Genomic DNA, 21,672 nt, shown 5'->3' on the forward strand with positions numbered 1-21,672 from the left:
AGGTCGAACCGCACGTGCACCCCCTCTGTCGTCCCACGGTCGCCCGCCGACCTGCGCGCACACGTCGCACAGCGGATGTCCGAAGAACACCTGGGCAGTCACGCAGAGTTCCCGTCAGGTACCGAAAGTTCCCAAAGACTCCCGTGCCGCCTCACCCAGCGTGACGACACAGAAGCACGGTGAGCCGCCATACGACGACCGCCGACCGCCGACCGCCGACAGCCCGCAAACGTCAGGCATCAGGCGTCAGGCATCAGCCGGTCGCCTTCAGGCTTCTGGCACCACGTGCCGCTCCGGCATCCACCCAGGCAGCGCTTCCACCTGCCGTGTCCACGCCTCCGGAGGAGTCCCCGCCTCACCGGAGGCGAGTATTCCGCCCACGATGGCGCAGGTCGTGTCGACATCGCCGCCCACCTGCGCGGTGGTCCAGAACGCCGTCTCATAGTCACCGAGGGCGCGCGCCGCCGACCAGACCGCGAAGGGGACGGTGTCGTGGGCCGACGTCCGCCTCCCGCAGCCCAGCACCGCCGCGACGGTGGCCGCGTCGGCGTAGTCGAGCATGTCCCTGGCCCGCCGCAGGCCGGCACCGACGGCGCTCTTCGGAACGAGGGCGACGACGCCGTCCAGAAGCGCCTCGGCACTCGGCGGCCCTCCCGGGGCGCCGACCAGCGCGGCGGCCGCGGCGACGGCCATGGCCCCGACGACGGCCTCCCGGTGCTGATGCGTGGGGTAGGCGGAGATCTCCGCCTGGTGGGTCGCCTGCTCGGGATCGTCCGCGTACCAGGCTCCCAGCGGGGCGACGCGCATGGCGGCGCCGTTGCCCCAGGACCCCTGCCCGTTGAACAGGGCGGCCGACAGCTCACGCCAGTCGGAGCCCTCCCTGACCAGCCTCAGCAGCCGGTTGACCGCGGGACCGTACCCGCGGTCGAAGTCGTGGTGCCCCGCGAAGGACTGCGCCAGCGCGTCCTGGTCGATGCGGTGGTGGGCGGCCAGGACGGCCACGACGGAGCAGGCCATCTCGGTGTCGTCGGTCCACTGCCAGGGGCCGGGCGGCAGCGCGCGGCGTTGGAGCAGCGGATAGTTCACCGGCACGAAGAACTGTGAGCCCAGCGCGTCACCCAGGGCGAGGCCACGCAGGCTGGCCAGCGCGCGCTCCAGGCGCCGGTCGGGAGAGGAGTCAGCGGTCATCGCTTTGCCACTCTATCCGGTGATCCCGTACGGTTCCGGATCTCGCCAGCGATTGAAGGGCCGGTCGAGCGTGTACCTGTCGTCGTCCCCGAGAACGAGCATCCGCATCTCGGCGTTCCCCGGATTCGCGAGGGACTCGAATTCCGCGACCGTCCAGTGGAACCAGCGCATGCAGAACAGCCGCATCGCGAGGCCGTGGGTCACGATGAGCACGTTCGGCGGGTGGTCGGGGGCCTCGAAGCTGCGGAAGAGGCTCTCCAGGAAGCCGCCGACCCGGTCGTAGACGTCGGCGCCGCTCTCGCCCTGGGCGAAACGGTAGAAGAAGTGCCCGTAGGCGTCCCGGTAGGTCTTCTGCAACCGTACGTCGTCGCGGTCCTGCCAGTTCCCCCAGTCCTGCTCGCGCAGCCGGGGCTCTTCGCGTGCCCGTATGAGCTCGGGGTCCAGGTGGAAGGCCCGGAGGGTCTCATGCGTACGCCGGTAGGGGGAGACGTACACGCTGACCCGCTCGTGGCCGAACACCTCCCGCAGGGTCTTTCCCGTCTCCTCCGCCTGCTGCCAGCCTCGCTCGGTCAGGGCCAGTGCATGGTCGGGTTCACGCTCGTAGACGGTGTCATCAACATTGCCCGTTGACTCCCCGTGCCGGACAAGGACGATGCGCCGTGGTCGTGCCATGCCAAAACCCTAGATCGGGTGACGGCCGACTGAGCACTCGTACGGCCTTCATACAGCGTAGGTCACACAAATCCCGCAACAGAAAGCGCGTACAGCACACGATCGGCGAGTCCGACGCGTCCGCCGGTGAGTCCGGTTCTCAAACCGTCCAGGTCGATTCGAGTTCGACGATGCCACCGGTAAGGGCGGATATGTCCGCCTCCGTCTGGGCGCGCAGCGCGAGCCGCTCCACGCGTTCGGTTCGGTACTTTCCGTGTTCGGCCGCCGAGCGCCACATCGAGAGCACCATGAACTCGTGCCCGGGCGCCTCGGCGAACAGCCCCCGGATCATGCCGGGCGAGCCGGCCATGGCGGGGTTCCATACCTTCTCCTGCATGAGGGTGAAGTGCTCGGCGCGTTCCTCGTGGACCCGGCAGAGAGCCACCCGCAGCAGGTCGGAGTCGGTGAAGCGCGGCTCGAAGCCCGTCTTCACGTCGAAGCGGTAGTCGAACAGCCGCACCTGGGCGTCCTTGAAGGTGCCCGACTGAGCCGCCGCCAGCCGGTCATGGGAACGCGCCATGAAGGAGTCGTAGAAGGCGCGGCTCTCCCAGAACGCGAAGACATGCGCGACGGAGGGCCGCCCCCTGCTCCAGCCCCCGCCCTGCCCCCGGAACCCCGGCTCCCCCAGAAGCCCCGCCCACTTTCGCTGTCCCCGTTCGAAACCGCGGCGGTCCACCACGGTGCAGCGAATCCACTTGACCAGCACCGCGCCATCGTACGGCCAGTGGGCGTGGCGTTGGTCACCCTCGTTCACAGAGGGACGCTGCGACGGCGCACACGCGCGTGGCAGGATGGGCAACCGGCCCTGAGAGTCGGCGGGTTCGGGGCGATATCAGACGGGGAAACGGGGAGGGGAATCCGGTGAGCGGCCTCAACAAGGGAATCCGCAAGGTCGAGATGGCGCTGAAGTGGGACCCGAGTCCGGCGGGTCAGCCACCCACCGATCTGGACATCGTGGCCGCGACCTACCTGGAGAGCGATCCGCATGGCGCCCCTGCCTATGTGGTGCACTTCGACAGTCGCTCCCCCGACGGAACGATCTACCTCAACCGGGACAGCAAGGACGGCAAGGGCTTCGGCTGGGACGAGGTGATGACGCTGGAGCTCGATCGCCTGGACGCGCGGTACGCGCGCGTGGTCGTCGGTGTCGTCATCCAGCAGAACCCGGAGCACCGGACGTTCGTCGGGGTGCTCAACCCCGCCTTCCGGATACGGGAGGGCTACACGGTCCTGGACGAGGACGACTTCGCCGGCGTCCTCGGCGCGACCGCGGCGACGGTCGGGGAGTTCCTGCGCGAGTCGTCCGACGGGTGGTCGTTCCACTCCGGCGTCCAGGGCTTCGAGGACGACCCGGCGACGTTCACGAGGACCATGGGCCAGGTGCGCCACTCCTGAACGCACGGAGGACGACACCACCGACGCCTCGCGGACGGTGGAACCTCCGGAAAACACCGAGGGCGGTGGAGCCGGGAACCGGCTCCACCGCCCTTTGTCAGGTCATCGCGACCTGACCGGCACGGCGGGGATCAGCTGCAACCGCTGGTCGAACCGCAGCCCTCGCAGATGTAGCAGGAACCGGCCCGCTGCATCTTCGTACCGCAGGAGAAGCACAGCGGGGCGTCGGCCTGGATGCCCAGCTGCATCTCCACCAGCTCGGCGCTGGTGTGAACCTGCTTCGGGGCGGGCTCGGCCACCTCGACGTCGGCCTTGGGAGCGGCCACGGCCTTCAGGTCCGTCTGACGCGGAGCGGACTGCGCGAGCCCCTCGACGTCCACGTTCTCCTCCTCGAAGGTCGGCTCGTACGAACCGGTCTCCAGGTGGCGCTGACGCTCCTCGGCGGAGTGGATGCCGAGGGCGGAACGCGTCTCGAAGGGCAGGAAGTCGAGCGCCAGGCGGCGGAAGATGTAGTCGACGATCGACTGCGCCATCCGCACGTCCGGGTCGTCCGTCATGCCGGCCGGCTCGAAGCGCATGTTGGTGAACTTCGAGACGTACGTCTCCAGCGGCACGCCGTACTGGAGACCGACGGAGACCGCGATGGAGAAGGCGTCCATCATCCCGGCGAGGGTCGAACCCTGCTTGGACATCTTCAGGAAGACCTCGCCGAGACCGTCGTCCGGGTAGGAGTTGGCGGTCATGTAGCCCTCGGCGCCACCGACCGTGAAGGAGGTCGTGATGCCGGGCCGGCCCTTGGGCAGACGCTTGCGGACCGGGCGGTACTCGATGACCTTCTCGACCGCGGTGCGGATCGTCTCCTCGGCCTTCTCGGTGATCTCGGTCTTCTCCTTCTCCTTGGTCTTCGCGGAGAGGGGCTGACCGACCTTGCAGTTGTCGCGGTAGATCGCGAGCGCCTTGACGCCGAGCTTCCAGGCCTCGAAGTAGATCTCCTCGACCTCCTCGACGGTCGCCGTCTCCGGCATGTTGACCGTCTTGGAGATGGCACCGGAGATCCAGGGCTGGATCGCGGCCATCATGCGGACGTGGCCCATCGGGGAGATGGCGCGCTCGCCCATGGCGCAGTCGAACACCTCGTAGTGCTCCGGCTTGAGGCTGGGGGCGTCGATCACGTTGCCGTTGTCGGCGATGTGGGCGACGATCGCCTCGATCTGCTCCTCCTGGTAACCCAGGCGGCGCAGGGCCTGCGGGACGGTGCCGTTGACGATCTGCATCGAGCCGCCGCCGACCAGCTTCTTGAACTTGACCAGGGCGAGGTCGGGCTCGACGCCGGTGGTGTCGCAGGACATCGCCAGACCGATGGTGCCGGTCGGGGCGAGCACGGACGCCTGGGAGTTACGGAAACCGTTCTTCTCACCGAGTCGCAGTACGTCCTGCCAGGCCTCCGTGGCGGCGGCCCAGACCGGGGAGTCCAGGTCGTCCATGCGGACGGCCGTCCCGTTGGCGTCGGAGTGCTGCTTCATGACGCGGTTGTGGGCGTCGGCGTTGCGGGCGTAGCCGTCGTACGTGCCGACGACGGAGGCCAGTTCGGCGGAGCGGCGGTAGGCCGTGCCCGTCATCAGGGAGGTGATGGCGCCGGCCAGCGCGCGGCCGCCGTCGGAGTCGTACGCATGGCCGGTGGCCATCAGCAGAGCGCCGAGGTTGGCGTAGCCGATGCCGAGCTGGCGGAACGCGCGCGTGTTCTCGCCGATCTTCTGGGTCGGGAAGTCCGCGAAGCAGATGGAGATGTCCATCGCGGTGATGACGAGCTCGACGACCTTCTGGAAGCGGTCGGCCTCGAAGGACTGGTGGCCCTTGCTGTCGTCCTTGAGGAACTTCATCAGGTTCAGCGAGGCGAGGTTGCAGGACGTGTTGTCCAGGTGCATGTACTCGCTGCACGGGTTCGACGCGGTGATCCGGCCGGACTCGGGGCAGGTGTGCCAGTTGTTGATCACACCGTCGTACTGGATGCCCGGGTCGGCACAGGCCCACGCGGCCTCGGCGAGCTTGCGGAACAGCGCCTTGGCGTCGACCTTCTCGATGATCTCGCCGGTCATACGGGCGCGGAGGCCGAACTCGGTGCCGTTCTCGACGGCCGTCATGAACTCGTCGTTCACGCGGACGCTGTTGTTGGCGTTCTGGTACTGGACGGACGTGATGTCGTCGCCGCCCAGGTCCATGTCGAAGCCCGCGTCGCGCAGGGCGCGGATCTTCTCCTCCTCCTTCACCTTGGTGGCGATGAAGTCCTCGACATCCGGGTGGTCCACGTCGAGGACGACCATCTTGGCCGCGCGACGGGTGGCGCCACCGGACTTGATGGTGCCGGCGGAGGCGTCGGCACCACGCATGAAGGAGACCGGGCCGGAGGCGTTGCCGCCGGAGGAGAGGAGCTCCTTGGAGGAGCGGATGCGGGAGAGGTTCAGGCCGGCGCCGGAGCCGCCCTTGAAGATCATGCCCTCTTCCTTGTACCAGTCGAGGATCGACTCCATGGAGTCGTCGACGGCCAGGATGAAACAGGCGGAGACCTGCTGGGGCTGCGGCGTCCCGACGTTGAACCAGACGGGGCTGTTGAAGCTGAAGATCTGGTGCAGGAGGGCGTACGCCAGCTCGTGCTCGAAGATCTCGGCGTCGGCGGGCGAGGCGAAGTACCTGTGGTCCTCACCGGCCTTCCGGTACGTCTTCACGATGCGGTCGATCAGCTGCCTGAGGCCGGTCTCGCGCTGCGGGGTGCCCACGGCACCGCGGAAGTACTTACTGGTGACGATGTTGACCGCGTTCACCGACCAGAAGTCGGGGAACTCGACGCCACGCTGCTCGAAATTGACCGAGCCGTCGCGCCAGTTGGTCATGACGACGTCACGACGCTCCCAGGCCACCTCGTCGTAAGGGTGCACGCCGGGGGTCGTGTGGATGCGCTCGATACGCAGGCCCTTGGTGGTCTTGGTGCCCTTGGCTCGGGAACCTCGTGCCGGACCGCTCGCCGTCTCTGTCATGCCGCCTCCCTCTACGGGCGAAAACGCCCTAAAATGCCACGTTTGTTCCCGTGACACGATGTTCTGTCTCGTGCTGTGAGCACCCACGCGCTATCACCCACAGCAGGTCTTGGTCCGCCGCCGCCCGGCCGTTCCCGGACTCGAAACCCCGGTTCCGGCCCTCCGGTCAGTCGGCGGCGTGGGCGGGCTCGGGGACCTGCACGGTCCCTCCGGGCCCGCCTTCGTCTTCCCGGCTCCCCACTACAGTCCCTGCATCGCCCTCGCGGTCGTCGTCGTCCGCGGCGGGGCGTGCCGTCTGGTTCCTCAGTTCCGCGATGGCGGCCTCGAAGTCCTCGAGCGAGTCGAACGCCCGGTAGACAGAGGCGAATCGCAGATAGGCGACGAGGTCGAGCTCCTGCAACGGGCCGAGTATGGCCAGCCCCACGTCATGGGTGGTCAACTCGGCGCTTCCGGTGGCCCGGACCGCCTCCTCGACCCGCTGGCCGAGCTGAGCCAGCGCGTCCTCGGTGACAGGCCGCCCCTGACATGCCTTGCGCACGCCGTTGATGACCTTGATACGACTGAAGGGCTCGGTGACTCCGGACCGCTTCACCACCATGAGCGAGCACGTCTCCACGGTCGTGAAACGACGGGAGCAGTCAGGGCACTGGCGGCGCCTGCGGATCGACGTGCCGTCATCCGTCGTACGGCTGTCGACGACGCGGCTGTCGGGGTGCCTACAGAAGGGGCAGTGCATGAACTCCAACCCTCCTCACAGCAGACTCAATGGCCTCGCCGGACCTCACGGGCCCCTCGAAGCAGCCCCAAGCATAGGGGATCCATGAGCATCCGAAGACACCGGGGACCACAACTTCTGGGCCGCTGGTGCAATCCAACCACTACATATGGGGGCTTGGCCCATACGTCCAGGCTGCGACGCGTGTCGCGTCCGACACCTTCACCCCTCGCGATCCCGCCGTCACACCCAGCACCCGAAAACCACCCGCGCACGCGTGCGTGCACCCGTATCGGCGCGCCGGATACGGCGATACCGTGGGCGCCGCAGGGAGGACAGGTGGGACTCTCGCGCAGAGCGGGCCCAATTCCCGGTCTGCGGGGCGCCGGATGGCAGACTGAGGCCACACCCCACCGGGCCATCCGTCTCGGCGGTGAAGAGTACAACAATGAGCCCTTTTGTCCGCGGGCGGCACGTTAGCCATACACCCCGACACATGATCAAGTCAGGCTATCCACGCTTTTTCACTCGAACGTGTGTTTGGCGCAACCTTTCGAAAGCAACTACCGTTGTCCAGCAGGGAGACAATCGAGAGGGGCCGACGTGACCACCACCGCAGACAGTGCCACCATCACTGCCCAGGACCGCTCCCAGGGCCGACTCGAGCCGGTGCATGCCATGAACGAAGCCATGAATCCCGAGGCACACAAGCGCTCTCTGCCTGGGCGACCTCCAGGCATCCGCGCCGACAGCTCGGGACTCACCGACCGGCAGCGCCGAGTGATCGAGGTCATCAGGGACTCCGTACAACGGCGCGGCTACCCGCCGTCCATGCGGGAGATCGGTCAGGCGGTAGGCCTGTCCAGCACGTCCTCGGTCGCCCACCAGCTGATGGCACTGGAGCGGAAGGGCTTCCTGCGCCGCGACCCGCACCGGCCGCGCGCCTACGAGGTCCGAGGTTCCGACCAGGCCAGCTCCGTGCAGCCCACGGACACCGCCGGCAAGCCCGCCGCGTCGTACGTCCCGCTGGTCGGACGTATCGCCGCCGGTGGCCCGATCCTCGCCGAGGAGTCGGTCGAGGACGTCTTCCCCCTCCCGAGGCAGTTGGTGGGTGACGGCGAGCTGTTCGTCCTGAAGGTCGTCGGTGACTCGATGATCGAGGCCGCGATCTGCGACGGCGACTGGGTCACCGTCCGCCGTCAGCCCGTCGCCGAGAACGGCGACATCGTGGCGGCGATGCTGGACGGCGAGGCCACCGTCAAGCGTTTCAAGCGCGAGGACGGCCATGTGTGGCTCCTTCCGCACAACGCTGCCTACGAGCCGATCCCGGGCGACGACGCGACCATCCTCGGCAAGGTGGTGGCCGTACTCCGCCGCGTCTGAGTACGGCGGTGGACGGGACACCTCCGTCCGCCCCCTGAAACTGGGCCCCGGGATCCCTGCGCCGGTTCCGGGGCCCTGTGCTGTGCCCGATCGGCCATGAGCCCGATCAGCAGTGAAGGATCAGCGGTGAAGGAGGGGGGCCGCCCCGGAAGCGGGACGGCCCCCTCCTTCACTGTGCCTCCGCCTGCTTGGCCACCGCGTCGATCGCCGCGAGCGACCTGCGGACCTGGTTGCGGTCCGTCGTGTACCAGAAGTCCGGCAGGGACGCCTTCAGGTAGCTCCCGTAGCGGGCCGTCGCCAGCCGCTGGTCCAGCACGGCGACCACGCCACGGTCCCCCGACGCCCGGACGAGTCGTCCCGCACCCTGGGCCATCAGCAGCGCCGCATGCGTGGCCGCGACGGCCATGAAGCCGTTGCCGCCGGAATCCTCCACCGCTTTCTGGCGGGCGCTCATCAGGGGATCGTCCGGGCGCGGGAACGGGATCTTGTCCATGACGACCAGCTGGCAGCTGGGACCGGGGACGTCGACGCCCTGCCAGAGCGACAGCGTGCCGAAGAGGCACGTCTGCGGATCCGCCGCGAAGTTCTTGATCAGCTCACCGAGTGTCTCCTCGCCCTGGAGGAGGATCGGGAACTCGGGAACACGCGTGCGCAGTTCCTCGGCGGCGAGCTGCGCGGCCCGCATGGAGGAGAACAGGCCGAGCGTGCGACCGCCGGCCGCCTGGATCAGCTCGGTCAGTTCGTCCAGCATGTCGCCGCGGTCGCCGTCCCGCGCGGGACGCGACAGGTGTTTGGCCACATAGAGGATGCCCTGCTTGGGGTAGTCGAAGGGCGACCCCACGTCGATGCCCTTCCACTGCGGGACGTCCTCCCCCTCGGTGCCCTCCGGCGCCAGCCCCATCGAGGCGCCCACACCGTTGAAGTCCCCGCCCAGTTTCAGGGTCGCCGAGGCCAGGGTCACGGAGCGGTCGGCGAAGAGCTTCTCCCGCAGCAGGCCCGACACGGACATGGGCGCGACGCGCAGGGAGGCGCCGAAACGGTCGTGGCGCTCGTACCAGACGACGTCGTACTCGGAGCCGTTGACGATCCGCTCCGCCACATCGTGCACGCTCTCCACGGACGCCAGGGCCTGCTTGCGGACCGCGTCCTCGTCCTGGACGGACTTGTCGCGGGTCGCGCCGATCCCCGAGATGACGGTCCTCGCGGCGTCACGCAGAGCCATGAGGGCATACCCGAGGTCCTCCGGGATCTCCTCCAGACGGCCGGGCAGCGCCAGTTCCATGAGCCGCTCGAAGCCCTCGGCGGCGGTCTGCAGCTGGTCGGCGGCCTTCTCGTTGACCAGCTTCGCCGCCCGGCGTACGGCCCGGTTGACCTGGCCGGAGGTGAGCTCGCCGGTGGCGACACCGGTGACCCGCGAGACCAGCTCGTGCGCCTCGTCGACGATCAGCACCTCGTGCTGCGGAAGGACCGGCGCGCCCTCGATGGCGTCGATGGCGAGCAGCGCGTGGTTGGTGACGACGACCTCGGCGAGCTTGGCGCGCTCGCGGGCCAGCTCCGCGAAGCACTCGGCGCCGTAGGCGCACTTCGTGGCTCCCAGGCACTCCCGGGAGGACACCGACACCTGTGCCCAGGCCCGGTCGGAGACCCCCGGCGTGAGGTCGTCCCGGTCACCGGTCTCGGTGTCGTCCGACCAGTCCCGCAGCCGGAGCAGGTCCTGGCCCAGCTTGCTGGTGGGTGCGGCGGCCTCGAACTGGTCGAAGAGGCCCTCCTCCTCGTCCTGCGGGACGCCTTCATGGAGGCGGTGCAGGCACAGGTAGTTCGACCTGCCCTTGAGCATCGCGAACTCCGGGCGGCGGCGCAGCAGCGGGTGCAGCGCGTCCACCGTACGCGGCAGGTCCCGCTCCACGAGCTGGCGCTGGAGGGCCAGCGTGGCGGTCGCGACCACGACGCGCTCCCCGTGCGCGAGTGCGGGCACGAGGTAGCCGAGCGACTTACCGGTGCCGGTGCCGGCCTGGACCAGCAGATGGGATCCGTCGTCGATCGCCTCGGCGACGGCTTCGGCCATGGTCACCTGGCCGGGGCGCTCCGTGCCGCCGACAGCGGTGACGGCAGCGTGCAGGAGTTCGGGGAGTGAGGGCTTCGTCATAGCGCGACCACCCTACGGCGCGGCACTGACAAACGTGTGGTCAAGGCGGACGGGAGGGAAGGGATCAAGACGGTGCGTTTCTCGGTGGGGGCGGGGAAGCCGGGCTTCGGCGGGGGGGAACTGTTGCGCGGTGACGGGCGTTCCAGGTGTGACGGCTCGATCACTCACCGTCATGACGGATCACACGGGACCCGGTCCCGCACCATGAGGGCGGCCCGCTTGGTGGGCAGGTCGACCTCTGCGAGGAGCCGGAAGCCCGCACTCAGGAAGGTGGCGATGGACGGAATGTTGCGAAGGTCGGGTTCGGCGACGACGCGGGCACAAGCGGGCCTCCTGTCGAGGATCAGGTCGGCGACGGCCCCGAGCAGACGGCTGCCAAGCCCTCGCCCGCGGTCGGCGCCACCGCCGATGAGCAGGTGGACGCCGGTGTCGTGCGGTCGGGCCGGATAGTGGCACGCCAGCGGGTCGAGGTCCGCCCGGTAGATCTCCCAGTAGCTCATCGGCCGGCCCTCCAGTAGCCCGAGGCAGGGGATGCTGCGCCCGTCGCTGTCGAGTTGGCGGCGCAGGTGTCGCGCCGTCCTGGATTCGGGCCCCGCCAGTTCCCAGAACGCCGCGACGACGGGGTCGTTCATCCACCGGCAGACGAGCGGAAGGTCCCTCTCGACCTGCACGGGGACCAGGTGGAACGCACCCGTCGGGGTGGTGGCGGTCCCCCAGCCGCGGACGCCGTCGAGCAGGTCGGAGGCGGCGGCAAGGGTACGGCGGCTGTCGGAGGCCGTCCCGACGGGAGCCACGGCAGCCTCCTCTCGGCAGGTCGGGCGGGATGTGCCCCTCGGAGAAGGGCAGGGGTCGATGGCCGGTGAAGCGACGGCTCAGGAGCACAGGGGGTTGGCGATGGTGACGTACACGGACTGGGTGTCCACGGGACCGACGAGTTCGTCGAGGCCGTGCAACCGGGTGAGCAGATTGGCCTTGCAGCGCAGGCGGGGCGAGTCGAGCAGCCGGGCGGGCAGCGAGCAGCGCAGCCGGCGGGGGCCGGAGGCGGCGTCGGCGAGAAAGCGCCGGAAGGCGGCGAGCAGCAGTTGCTCGTCGGCGAGCCGCTGGGAACCGAACGCGCCGATGAGTCCGAGCACGTTGTTGATGCCGAGGTAGTAGGCGAAGCGCTCGTCGGTGACGTCGTCGGAGACGAAGGTGTCGCTGTGTTCGCCGATGCCGGGCAGCCGGTCCTCGAGTTCCGCGCGGCTGGACTCGCGGAAGTAGTAGCCCTGGTTGTCGCGGTAGCGGCCGCCGGCGGGCCAGCCGTCGGGGTCCAGGAGGAGGAGCGTGTTCTGCTGATGCGCCTCCAGGGCGATCCCTGCCTCACCGTCGAGCCACAGGACGGGGCGGACGACCTGCTCCAGGTAGCGCAGGAACCACTCGGCGGCGACAGCCGACAGCGGCCGGCCTGTCCGTACGGCAAGGTGCCCGACGATCGCGGCCAGCCGGGAGCGGCGGGCGCAAGCCGTGTCCGGCCGGGGTGCGACGAGACCGGCGATGCAGGAGACGTCGTCCTGAGGGGCGAACGGGTTGTGGCGGATCATCACGTCGAGGCCCGTCAGCGGAAGGCCGTCGGCACCGTCGACCGCGAGCCAGGCCGGGTCTCGGACGATGTCGAAGTCCGGGTGGGCAGCCTGCCACTGCTTGGCCAGGCCCGCGCGCAGAAGCCGGTGCACCTCGACACCGCGGTGCAGTTCTTTGCGGAGGTTCTCACGACGGGAGTTGGTGATGCGCAGGCCGAGCGACAGTTTGAGCATCGCGGGGGCTCCGGGCCGGTGCACGGTGCGTACGGAGGAGGTCGGATGCCACGAAGGGCCATGGGCGCCCAGGTCCTGGAGGAGCCCGGCGTCGAACAGGGCCGCGACCTCGGAGCGGTGCCGGGCCTCGCGCAGTTGCCACGGGTGCACCGGCAGGGCGGCGAACCCGGTCGGCAACGGCAGCCCGGCGCCGAGTCGGGCCGTCAACCGGGCGGCGGGGACGGGGCGGCCGCCTTCGGTCCAGGCGGAGTCGGTGGCGACCAGGGAAGGAGCGACAGCGAGCCAGCGCAGGGGGAAGGAGCCACGCGACTCCGGAGAGTAGAGACACGCCTCGCCCTCCGAGAGGCCTTCCCGGCTCTTCGGCGTCGGGTGCAGCGGATGCCCGAGCAGCAGTGCCTGTTCGGCGGTCAGGAACAGGTCGGGTCGGTCGTCGGGCCGTTCCCGGCGCTCGCCGATGAACACCGCGGTGCGGCGGACGGAGTCGGCGACGCGGGCGACGAGGTCGATGCCTTCCCCGCTGCTCCTGCTGGTGTGCGCAGAACAGGGCGTCGGCTCGGGAGCGGTGGCGCGCTCCACCTGAAGCGCGCCCGCGTGGGCCGCTGCCACGGCCTCGGCGGTTCCGTCGGGCGGGCCGCCGTCCCGGAGCGTCTCGCGGACCAGCAGGGCCGCAACCGTGACGGCGTCCGCGGGCGGGGAGTGCTCGGGCGCGCCGGCCAGGCGCGGGAGGCCGAAGCGGTGCCAGCCGGTCGGCGACCAGTAGTGGACGGGGGCGAGCAAGGTGATGTTGCTGGCGGACAGCGGCAGGCGCAGGACGCCGTCGTGGGGTGCGGGCACGCCCGTCTCGCGCACCCAGCAGCGCAGCAGGTTCTCCACGGCGGCCGCGTCGGCGGCCGTGTGCGGATCGGGGTGGTCGAGGAGGTCGGCGAGGTGGCTCGGCGATGCCACGTGGACGGCGTCTCCCTGCTGGTGGGGGACGGGGGACGTACGGGAGGTGGACTGGTGGGAGGAGGTGGTCAAGGTCGTTCCTCGTGAAGTGGTGGGGTCGGCCGCGAGCAGGCGGTGGTGGGGAGCCCGCACGCCCGCGGGTCGTATGGGCGACGCACACCGGTGGAGCGGTCGGCACCGGTCCCGCCGGCGTCCGCGGGCTCGGGGGTACGCCGGCGGTTGCCCGGGGCTACCCCGTCCACCCGGCATGACCGTCCTGGCGCCGGTCCGGCCCCGGCTGCCGCCCTGGCCGGTTCAGTGGCTGGGGTCGGTGCTCCGGCTGGTGTCGGTGCTCGGGCTGATGGTTCGGCTGATCGGGCACCCTCGGGCCCGTGCCGCGGAGGTGTTCGCGGGACACCGCCGCCACCGCGTCCGACAGCCGGTCGAGCACCGCGGCGGCCTGCTCGTCGGTGATCGTCAAGGGCGGAAGCAGCCGTACGACGCTGGCGTGGCGTCCGCCGAGTTCGACGATCAGGCCCCGCCGCAGGCACTCCCGTCGGACGGCGGCGGCCAGCGCAGGGGCAGCGGGGTGGGGGGAGCGCCCGGGAGCCGAAGGCGGCGTCGGGCGGTGCGTGACGTCAGGGGTCCGGACACCGTCGGCCGACGCGCCGGGCTCGTCACCGGTCCGCGCGACGGCCTGCGGGGCGCCGATCGCGCCGGACCCGCTTCCGGCCTCGGGATCCACCATCTCGACCCCGATCATCAGCCCGCGACCCCGCACCTCTCCCATGCACGGGAACTCCTGGGCGAGAAGGCGGAGTTGCCCCAGCATGCGGCCTCCCAGGGTGGCCGCGCGTTCGGCGAGGCCGTTCTCGCGGACGTAGGCGAGGGTGGCCGTACCCGCGGCCATGGCGAGCTGGTTGCCGCGGAACGTGCCCGCGTGGGCACCGGGTTGCCAGACGTCGAGGGCGTCGCGGTAGACGACGACGGCGAGCGGCAGGCTGCCTCCGATGGCCTTGGACAGGACCATCACGTCGGGGACGACCCCGCTGTGCTCCACCGCCCAGAAGGCACCGGTGCGGCCCACGCCCGTCTGGACCTCGTCGGCGATCAGGGGGATCGAGCGCTCGGCCGTGATCTGCCGCATACGCCGCATCCACCCGTCCGGCGCGGGAATCACACCGCCCTCGCCCTGGACCGGTTCGAGGATCATCCCCGCGGGCTGCCGCACCCCCGACTTGGGATCGTCGAGGACGGACTCGGTCCAGCGGGCGGCGAGTTCGGCGCCGCGCTCACCGCCGATACCGAAGGGACAGCGGTAGTCCTGCGGATAGGGCAGCCGCGCCACCCGCACGTCGAAGGCGCCCCCGGAGGCTTCGAGGGATCCGGCGGTCATCCCGTGGTAGGCACCGGTGAAGGCCAGGACACCGGAGCGGCCGGTGGCGGCCCGGACCAGCTTGAGTGCGGCCTCCACGGCGTCCGTACCGGCCGGTCCGCAGAACTGCACACGCGCGTGGTCGGCGAGACCGGGCGGCAGTGTCCGGAACAGTTCGGTGACGAAGGCGTCCTTGACCGGGGTGGCGAGATCGAGGACGTGCAGGGGTGCCCCCGAATCGAGGACCCTGCGGATGGCCTCCAGCACGACGGGGTGGTTGTGGCCGAGCGCGAGGGTTCCGGCGCCCGAGAGACAGTCGAGGTAACGGCGGCCGTCCGCGCCCTCGATGGTCAGCCCGCGCGCCCGTACCGGCACGATCGGCAGGGCACGCGCATAGGTGCGCGCAGCGGACTCGCGAGCCGACTGACGCCGCAGGATCCCCTCGTGCGCGGGCCGCCCGTCCGTCCGGCTCACCGCGGCGGCCGGTCCGGCGAGGAGGGTTCCCGCGACGGAAGATCCGGCGACGGGCGATCCGGCGTCCGAGGCTCCGTCGGGGCGAGTTCCGGTGGTACGCCCCGCGGGGCCTCCCCGGGTACCGGCTCGGTCACGGCCACGCCTCCCCCTGTCCTCCCGCCCGTCGAAGGGCGGGCACACACAGCAGCCCTCATCGCTACCAACACCGCACGGCCGCGCTGGTTACGGGTCGTTCGGGAAGGACCTTGCCCACGTCGGCGCCGGTGGCGCCCGTGCGGCCCACCGCCGCCCGCTCCCGGCCTGTTCCGTCCGCGGTCTGTTCCGTCCGCGGTCTGTTCCGTCCGCGGTCTGTGGCGGAACAGTTGCCATTCGGTCGGGAGTCCCCCGCGGCGACCGCATATCGTGTGGTGGCATCACACATGGCCGTGAGACCCGCTTGAACTCGGTGTGAGATCACCATGAGTTCCACTCGGCGGGGTCGGCCGGTACTTCAAGTTCGTTGACAGCAGGGGGAGTCAGATCATGCGATCCATACGGCCGTCGTTCACCGCTCGGCGGGGGAGGAACGCGCGCCGCAGAACCTCCCCCGTACTGGGCGCCGTGGCCCTCGCCTCGGTGCTCGCGCTCACCGCGACCGCCTGTGATTCGGGCGACACCGAAGCGGACAACCAGGCCGGCGCGACGGCGTCGACCGGCAGCGACGGCAAGATCACGATCCCGGACGACATCAAGGACAGGCTCAAAGAGCACGGGATCGACCTCGACAAGTGGAAGAACGGCGCCTGGAAGAACTGGGACAAGGACGACTGGCTGCGTGAGGCGCAGGACTACGTCAACCCGATCATCGAGGGGCTGTGGGACCCGGACCGGATGCGGGAGGCGGAGGACCCGGACCGGAGTGTCGACGAGAACGACCTCTCCGGCGACCAGGGCGTGACCGACCCGACGCCGCAGGAGGTGGACGCGAAGGCCGTTTCGCCCTCGTACCACGAGAACGCCGCCGAGGCGGGCAAGGTGCTCTTCGACTCCCCCGAGGGCACGATGGTCTGCTCGGCGACGGTCGTGAAGGATCCCGCTCACCCCGGAAAGTCCAACCTGGTGTGGACGGCCGGACACTGTGTGCACGCCGGTAAGGGCGGCGGCTGGTACCGCAACATCGCGTTCGTGCCGTCGTACAACGATTCGGGCATGTCGGCCGAGCAGTTGGAGACGGCCACCAAGGAGCAGGTGGCCCCCTACGGGGTCTGGTGGGGCGACTGGACGAAGACGTCCGACCAGTGGATCGCGCAGGGCGGGCAGACCGGCGGTGACGGTGCTTCGTACGACTACGCCGTCATCCATGTGACGCCGGAGGAGGGCGGTACGGGCAAGTCCCTGGAGGAGACGGTCGGCTCGGCTCTCCCGGTGAACTTCAACGCCCCGGCGGTGCCGAAGGTGAGCAGCATCACCGCGACCGGCTACCCGGCGGCGGCACCGTACGACGGGCAGAAGCTCTACCAGTGCCAGGACAAGCCCGGGCGGTTCTCGCTGAGTGCCTCGGACCCGACGATGTACCGCATCGGCTGCACGATGACCGGCGGTTCGTCGGGCGGCGGCTGGGTGGCGGCGGGGCCGGACGGGAAGCCCGCGCTGGTGTCCAACACCTCGATCGGCCCGGTGAATGCGGGGTGGCTCGCGGGGCCGCGGCTGGGTGAGGTGGCCAAGGGTGTGTACGACTCGGTGAGCGACAAGTTCGCCGGTCAGTAGCTTGATCGGCGGTGGGACGCCTGACGGGAACCTTCACCGTCCCACCGCCGTTCGTCCCGAATTCCACGGGCATGATGGGGTGTCACCTGTGAGCGAGCGCGGCGTCGACCCGGCACCGCGCCCTGTCAGGCTCATGACACTCCAGGTCGGCTCGGACTTTCGACGATCCACACGCTTCACCTTCACACGCTTCAACGGGGGACATCGCACCATGCGTTTCACACGTACGCCCGCCGCGCGCCCACACGGCCGACGGCGCACCCTGCTCGCGGCCGGGCTCGTCACCGCCCTGGCTCTGACGGCGACCGCGTGCAGCGGCTCCGACGACACCGAGGCCGACGCCACCGCCTCCAAGACGGCCACCGGCTCCGGCGACGGCAAGGTCCGGGTCCCGGCCGACATCGCCGACAAGCTCGAGAAGCACGGCGTCGACGTCGACAAGTGGGCCGACGGCGGCTGGCAGGACTGGGACAAGGACAAGTGGCTCAGCGCGGCCAAGGACTTCGTCAATCCGGTGATCGAGGGGTTGTGGAAGCCCGAGCGGATGCAGTCCGCGAAGGAGGCGAAAAAGACCGTCACCACCAAGGACGCCGCCGCCGACCAGGGCGTCAGCGACCCGGATCCGACGACCGTGAAGGCGGAGGCCGAGAAGACTCCGTACCACGAGAACGCGGCCCCGGTCGGCAAGGTCTTCTTCGACTCGCCCGAGGGGGCGATGGTCTGCTCCGGCACGGTCGTCAAGGACGTGAACCACCCGGGCAGGTCCAACCTGGTGTGGACGGCCGGGCACTGTGTGCACGCCGGCGGCGACGGCGGCTGGTACCGCAACCTCGTCTTCGTCCCGGCCTACAACGACCTCGGCAAGACGGAGGCCCAGCTCGGCGACGCCACGGCGTCGGAGATCGCCCCCTACGGCAACTGGTGGGCCGACTGGGCGTCGACGTCGAACGAGTGGATCGCCGGCGGATCGGACACCGGCGGCGCGGGAGCCGCGTACGACTACGCCGTGCTGCACGTGACGCCGGAGCAGGGCTCCAAGTCGCTGGAGGAGACGGTCGGCGGCGCACTGGACGTGGACTTCTCCGCGCCGTCCGCGACCGAGGTCGCCTCGATGGGCGCCTGGGGCTACCCGGCGGCACCGCCCTACAACGGACTGAAGATGTTCAAGTGCCTCGACCGGCCGGGGCGGTTCTCACTCGACCCGTCGCTGCCGACGATGTACCGCATCGGCTGCACGATGACCGGCGGTTCGTCCGGCGGCGGCTGGTTCCGGGTGGCGGACGGCAGGACCGAGCTGGTCTCCAACACCTCGATCGGCCCGGCCGACAACAGCTGGCTGGCGGGGCCCCAGCTCGGCCAGGAGGCCGAGGCGCTCTACCAGAACATGAGCAAGACGTACGGCGGTCAGTGACCCGAGCACGCCGAAGGCCCGCTCCCCGCTCGACGCGGGGGCGGGCCTTCGGGCATAGCGCGGGCTGCTACGGCTCAGCCGAGCGGAGCCGGTACGTACGGCGCGAGGTCCGCCGCCAGCTCCTCGTGCACCCGCACCTTCAGCAGGGTGCCCTCCGCCGTGTGCTCCGCGGAGATCACCTCGCCCTCGGTGTGGGCGCGGGCGACCAGGCCACCGTGGGTGTACGGCACGAGCGCCTCCACCTCGACCGACGGCCGCGGCAGCTCGTTGTCGATCAGCGCGAGCAGCTCTTCGATGCCCTGGCCGGTGCGGGCCGAGACGGCGATGGAGCGCTTCTCGATCCGCATGAGCCGCTGGAGCGTCAGCGGGTCGGCCGCGTCCGCCTTGTTGATCACGACGATCTCGGGCACGCCGGTGGCGCCGACGTCCCGGACCACCTCGCGTACGGCGGCCAGCTGCTCCTCCGGGTTCGGGTGCGAGCCGTCCACCACGTGCAGGATCAGGTCGGACTCGCCGACCTCCTCCATGGTGGAGCGGAACGCCTCGACCAGGTGGTGCGGCAGGTGCCGGACGAAGCCGACCGTGTCCGCCAGCGTGTACAGGCGGCCGCTCGGCGTCTCCGCCCGGCGCACGGTCGGGTCCAGGGTCGCGAACAGGGAGTTCTCGACCAGGACGCCCGCGCCCGTGAGACGGTTGAGCAGCGACGACTTGCCGGCGTTGGTGTAGCCCGCGATGGCGACGGACGGCACCTTGTGGCGCTTGCGCTCCTGGCGCTTGATCTCGCGGCCGGTCTTCATCTCCGCGATCTCACGGCGCATCTTCGCCATCTTCTCGCGGATCCGGCGCCGGTCCGTCTCGATCTTGGTCTCACCGGGACCACGGGTGGCGAGGCCGCCGCCCTTGCCGCCGCCCATCTGACGGGACAGCGACTGACCCCAGCCGCGCAGCCTCGGCAGCATGTACTGCATCTGCGCGAGCGCGACCTGCGCCTTGCCCTCTCGGGACTTGGCGTGCTGGGCGAAGATGTCCAGGATCAGGGCCGTACGGTCGATGACCTTGACCTTGACGACGTCCTCGAGGTGGATCAGCTGGCCCGGGCTGAGCTCACCGTCGCAGATGACGGTGTCCGCGCCCGTCTCGAGCACGATGTCGCGCAGCTCCTGGGCCTTGCCGGAGCCGATGTAGGTGGCCGCGTCGGGCTTGTCACGGCGCTGGATGACGCCGTCGAGCACCAGGGCGCCCGCCGTCTCCGCGAGGGCGGCCAGCTCCGCGAGGGAGTTGTCCGCGTCCTGTGCGGTTCCCGTGGTCCACACACCGACGAGCACAACCCGCTCCAGGCGGAGCTGGCGGTACTCGACCTCGGTGACGTCCTCGAGTTCGGTGGAGAGGCCCGCCACGCGGCGCAGGGCCGCGCGCTCGGAGCGGTCGAACTGGTCGCCGTCCCGATCTCCGTCGATCTCGTGGCTCCAGGCGACGTCCTCTTCCATCAGGGCATCGGCCCGGAGACCTTCGGGGTAGGCGTTCGCAACGCGCTGGGTGTCCTGGGAAGGGGAAGAAGAGGAGGTCATTGGGTCCTTACGTCGTTGGATGCCGGTACGGCTGTCTTCATGGGGGACAACGCGCGAGAGCACCGGGAGATTCCCGTGTCCCGCGCTGCACCGACCTCACGATGGTCGCACGGTACGGCCCGTCTCGTCACGGCCTTATTTCGCGGCCCGCGCGGCCGGCGGGGCGACCTTCGGTGCGGCCTTCGGCTCGCCCTTGGCGAGCGGTGCCGCCGGCTTCCAGTCCGGGTGGCCGGGCATCGGCGGGGTCTTCTCGCCGTACAGCCACTCCTTGAAGAACCGGGCCAGATCGCGTCCGGAGATCTCCTGGGCTAGGCGCTCGAAGTGGGCCGTGGTCGCCGTGGAGTCCCGGTGGTTGTGGACCCACGCCCGCTCCAGGTGCTCGAACGCGGTGCGGCCGATCTCCTGGCGCAGGGCGTAGAGGACGAGGGCCGAGCCGTCGTAGACGTTGGGCCGGAAGATGCTGATCTTCTGGCCGGGGTTGGGGGCCTTGGGCTGCGCAGGCGGGCCGCCCGTGGTGCGCCAGCGGTCGGAGGCGCCGTACGCCGCCTTCATCCGCGCCTCCAGGGTGCGCCCCGCCTTCTCCTCGGCGTACAGCGCCTCGTACCAGGTGGCGTGTCCCTCGTTCAGCCACAGGTCGGACCAGGTGCGCGGGCTGACGCTGTCGCCGAACCACTGGTGGGACAGCTCGTGCACCATGATCGACTCGACGTACCACTGGGGATAGCCGGGCTCGGTGAAGAGGTCTCGCTCGAACAGGGAGAGGGTCTGTGTCTCGAGTTCGAACCCGGTGGAGGCCTCCGCCATGAGCAGGCCGTAGGTCTCGAAGGGGTAGGGGCCGACCTTGCCCTCCATCCAGGCGATCTGGCCGGGGGTCTTCTTCAGCCACGGTTCGAGGACTTCGCGGTCCTTCGTGGGCACGACGTCCCGTACCGGCAGCGCGTGCGGCCCCTCGCGGTGCACGACCGTGGAGCGCCCGATGGACACCTGGGCGAGCTCGGTGGCCATGGGGTGCTGGGTGCGATAGGTCCAGGTGGTGGCCTCGCCGGTCCGCTCGACCCCGGTCGGCAGCCCACCCGCGACGGCCGTGTAGCCGTTGGGGGCGGTGATCCGGACGGTGAACATCGCCTTGTCGGAGGGGTGGTCGTTGCACGGGAAGACCAGGTGCGCGGCGTCCGCCTGGTTGGCCATGGCGAGGCCGTCCGCGGTCCGTACCCAGCCGCCGTCCCGGCCGCCGGTGCTCACGGGATCGCTGGTGTGCCGCACGGTGATCCGCATCCAGCTGCCGGCCGGCAGCGCGTCCTCCGGGGTGACCACCAGGTCGTCGCCGGCGCTGCTGAACGTGGCGGGTGCGCCGTCGACCTCGACCGATTCGACCTTGCCCTGGGCGAAGTCGAGGTTGATCCGGTCCAGGGCGGTGGTGGTCCACGCGTCGATGGTGGTGACCGCCTGGAGGGGCTTGGTGTTGGTGCCGGGATAGGTGAAGGCCAGGTCGTACGAGGCGACGTCGTACCCGGGGTTGCCCAGGTACGGGAAGAGGCGGTCGCCGACGCCGAGCGGTACCTCCGGGGCACTCGCGGCGACGAGGCAGACGGATACGGCCGAGGCGAGGAGCGCGGATTTCAGCCGGGCGCGAGGGGTGAGCAGCATGCACCACCGCTACCAGCGCGCACGTCCGTGGCGTCGGCGACGCGCGCCCGGCCCACTCGAACGGGTTGCGCACGCGCAGGTGCTTGACGCTCGGGAGGACGACCGCGCGAGGCGCCCTCGCTTTACGCGCGCGTGGACAGCGGCGCGGCCGTCCACCTCACGCG

15 protein-coding genes are annotated in these 21,672 nt (G+C 70.1%); 4 read left to right on the forward strand and 11 right to left on the reverse strand.

From position 1 onward, the window contains the following. Positions 1–267 precede the first annotated feature (267 nt). The 3 genes from ACFVYS_RS06375 to ACFVYS_RS06385 form a co-directional block, all read right to left on the reverse strand. Positions 268–1,188 (reverse strand): ADP-ribosylglycohydrolase family protein, encoded by a 921-nt coding sequence (locus ACFVYS_RS06375; protein WP_389499398.1) that lies wholly within the window; start codon positions 1,186–1,188, stop codon positions 268–270. A gap of 12 nt (positions 1,189–1,200) precedes the next feature. Further along, a complete protein-coding gene (locus ACFVYS_RS06380) occupies positions 1,201–1,860 on the reverse strand; it encodes a histidine phosphatase family protein (protein ID WP_028806031.1) in 660 nt (219 codons plus the stop codon). Between the two features lie 139 nt (positions 1,861–1,999). After that, complete coding sequence (locus ACFVYS_RS06385) at positions 2,000–2,605, reverse strand: YdbC family protein (RefSeq protein WP_389499505.1); 606 nt, start codon at positions 2,603–2,605, stop codon at positions 2,000–2,002. 155 nt (positions 2,606–2,760) lie between these two features. On the opposite strand from ACFVYS_RS06385, the gene ACFVYS_RS06390 reads away from it, so the two are divergent. Beyond that, positions 2,761–3,294: a TerD family protein gene (locus ACFVYS_RS06390; protein WP_389499400.1), complete on the forward strand. Its 534-nt coding sequence runs from the start codon at positions 2,761–2,763 to the stop codon at positions 3,292–3,294. Positions 3,295–3,425: 131 nt separating this feature from the next. On the opposite strand, the gene ACFVYS_RS06395 is transcribed toward ACFVYS_RS06390, so the two are convergent. After that, positions 3,426–6,326: a vitamin B12-dependent ribonucleotide reductase gene (locus ACFVYS_RS06395; RefSeq protein ID WP_389499402.1), complete on the reverse strand. Its 2,901-nt coding sequence runs from the start codon at positions 6,324–6,326 to the stop codon at positions 3,426–3,428. A 166-nt stretch (positions 6,327–6,492) separates the two neighbouring features. Then, positions 6,493–7,062 (reverse strand): transcriptional regulator NrdR, encoded by a 570-nt coding sequence (nrdR, locus tag ACFVYS_RS06400; protein ID WP_389499507.1) that lies wholly within the window; start codon positions 7,060–7,062, stop codon positions 6,493–6,495. A 582-nt stretch (positions 7,063–7,644) separates the two neighbouring features. Between nrdR and lexA the strand changes: the two genes are divergently transcribed. Then, complete coding sequence (gene lexA, locus ACFVYS_RS06405; protein ID WP_093779254.1) at positions 7,645–8,424, forward strand: transcriptional repressor LexA; 780 nt, start codon at positions 7,645–7,647, stop codon at positions 8,422–8,424. Positions 8,425–8,593: 169 nt separating this feature from the next. Here lexA and ACFVYS_RS06410 read toward each other — a convergent pair whose 3' ends face one another. From ACFVYS_RS06410 to ACFVYS_RS06425, 4 genes are all read right to left on the reverse strand, one after another. Next, positions 8,594–10,570, reverse strand: a complete 1,977-nt coding sequence (locus ACFVYS_RS06410; protein ID WP_389499404.1) for an ATP-dependent DNA helicase — start codon at positions 10,568–10,570, stop codon at positions 8,594–8,596. A 170-nt stretch (positions 10,571–10,740) separates the two neighbouring features. Continuing rightward, positions 10,741–11,364 (reverse strand): GNAT family N-acetyltransferase, encoded by a 624-nt coding sequence (locus ACFVYS_RS06415; RefSeq protein ID WP_389499406.1) that lies wholly within the window; start codon positions 11,362–11,364, stop codon positions 10,741–10,743. A 78-nt stretch (positions 11,365–11,442) separates the two neighbouring features. Further along, positions 11,443–13,380, reverse strand: a complete 1,938-nt coding sequence (locus ACFVYS_RS06420) for an IucA/IucC family protein (protein ID WP_389499408.1) — start codon at positions 13,378–13,380, stop codon at positions 11,443–11,445. Positions 13,381–13,537: 157 nt separating this feature from the next. After that, a complete protein-coding gene (locus ACFVYS_RS06425; RefSeq protein WP_389499410.1) occupies positions 13,538–15,136 on the reverse strand; it encodes a diaminobutyrate--2-oxoglutarate transaminase family protein in 1,599 nt (532 codons plus the stop codon). A 522-nt stretch (positions 15,137–15,658) separates the two neighbouring features. On the opposite strand from ACFVYS_RS06425, the gene ACFVYS_RS06430 reads away from it, so the two are divergent. Continuing rightward, positions 15,659–16,882 (forward strand): trypsin-like serine peptidase, encoded by a 1,224-nt coding sequence (locus tag ACFVYS_RS06430; RefSeq protein ID WP_389499412.1) that lies wholly within the window; start codon positions 15,659–15,661, stop codon positions 16,880–16,882. A gap of 211 nt (positions 16,883–17,093) precedes the next feature. Next, positions 17,094–18,293, forward strand: a complete 1,200-nt coding sequence (locus ACFVYS_RS06435) for a hypothetical protein (RefSeq protein ID WP_389499414.1) — start codon at positions 17,094–17,096, stop codon at positions 18,291–18,293. A 74-nt stretch (positions 18,294–18,367) separates the two neighbouring features. On the opposite strand, the gene hflX is transcribed toward ACFVYS_RS06435, so the two are convergent. Together hflX and ACFVYS_RS06445 are read right to left on the reverse strand one after the other, a co-directional pair. Continuing rightward, complete coding sequence (gene hflX, locus ACFVYS_RS06440) at positions 18,368–19,861, reverse strand: GTPase HflX (RefSeq protein WP_389499416.1); 1,494 nt, start codon at positions 19,859–19,861, stop codon at positions 18,368–18,370. Between the two features lie 135 nt (positions 19,862–19,996). Then, entirely contained in the window at positions 19,997–21,508 is a 1,512-nt protein-coding gene (locus tag ACFVYS_RS06445) for a M1 family metallopeptidase (protein WP_389499418.1), read from the reverse strand. Positions 21,509–21,672 lie beyond the last annotated feature (164 nt).

This window comes from Streptomyces sp. NPDC058295 (assembly GCF_042880655.1).
In the GTDB taxonomy this organism is placed as follows: Bacteria; Actinomycetota; Actinomycetes; order Streptomycetales; family Streptomycetaceae; genus Streptomyces; species Streptomyces coriariae.

What these genes read in the sequence shown, in the direction of transcription:
- ACFVYS_RS06375 (WP_389499398.1), bottom strand. Translation starts at nt 1,188, where the DNA reads ATGACCGCTGACTCCTCTCCCGACCGGCGCCTGGAGCGCGCGCTGGCC.
- ACFVYS_RS06380 (WP_028806031.1), bottom strand. Translation starts at nt 1,860, where the DNA reads ATGGCACGACCACGGCGCATCGTCCTTGTCCGGCACGGGGAGTCAACG.
- ACFVYS_RS06395 (WP_389499402.1), bottom strand. Translation starts at nt 6,326, where the DNA reads ATGACAGAGACGGCGAGCGGTCCGGCACGAGGTTCCCGAGCCAAGGGC.
- nrdR (WP_389499507.1), bottom strand. Translation starts at nt 7,062, where the DNA reads ATGCACTGCCCCTTCTGTAGGCACCCCGACAGCCGCGTCGTCGACAGC.
- ACFVYS_RS06410 (WP_389499404.1), bottom strand. Translation starts at nt 10,570, where the DNA reads ATGACGAAGCCCTCACTCCCCGAACTCCTGCACGCTGCCGTCACCGCT.
- ACFVYS_RS06430 (WP_389499412.1), top strand. Translation starts at nt 15,659, where the DNA reads ATGCGATCCATACGGCCGTCGTTCACCGCTCGGCGGGGGAGGAACGCG.
- ACFVYS_RS06435 (WP_389499414.1), top strand. Translation starts at nt 17,094, where the DNA reads ATGCGTTTCACACGTACGCCCGCCGCGCGCCCACACGGCCGACGGCGC.
- hflX (WP_389499416.1), bottom strand. Translation starts at nt 19,861, where the DNA reads ATGACCTCCTCTTCTTCCCCTTCCCAGGACACCCAGCGCGTTGCGAAC.
- ACFVYS_RS06445 (WP_389499418.1), bottom strand. Translation starts at nt 21,508, where the DNA reads ATGCTGCTCACCCCTCGCGCCCGGCTGAAATCCGCGCTCCTCGCCTCG.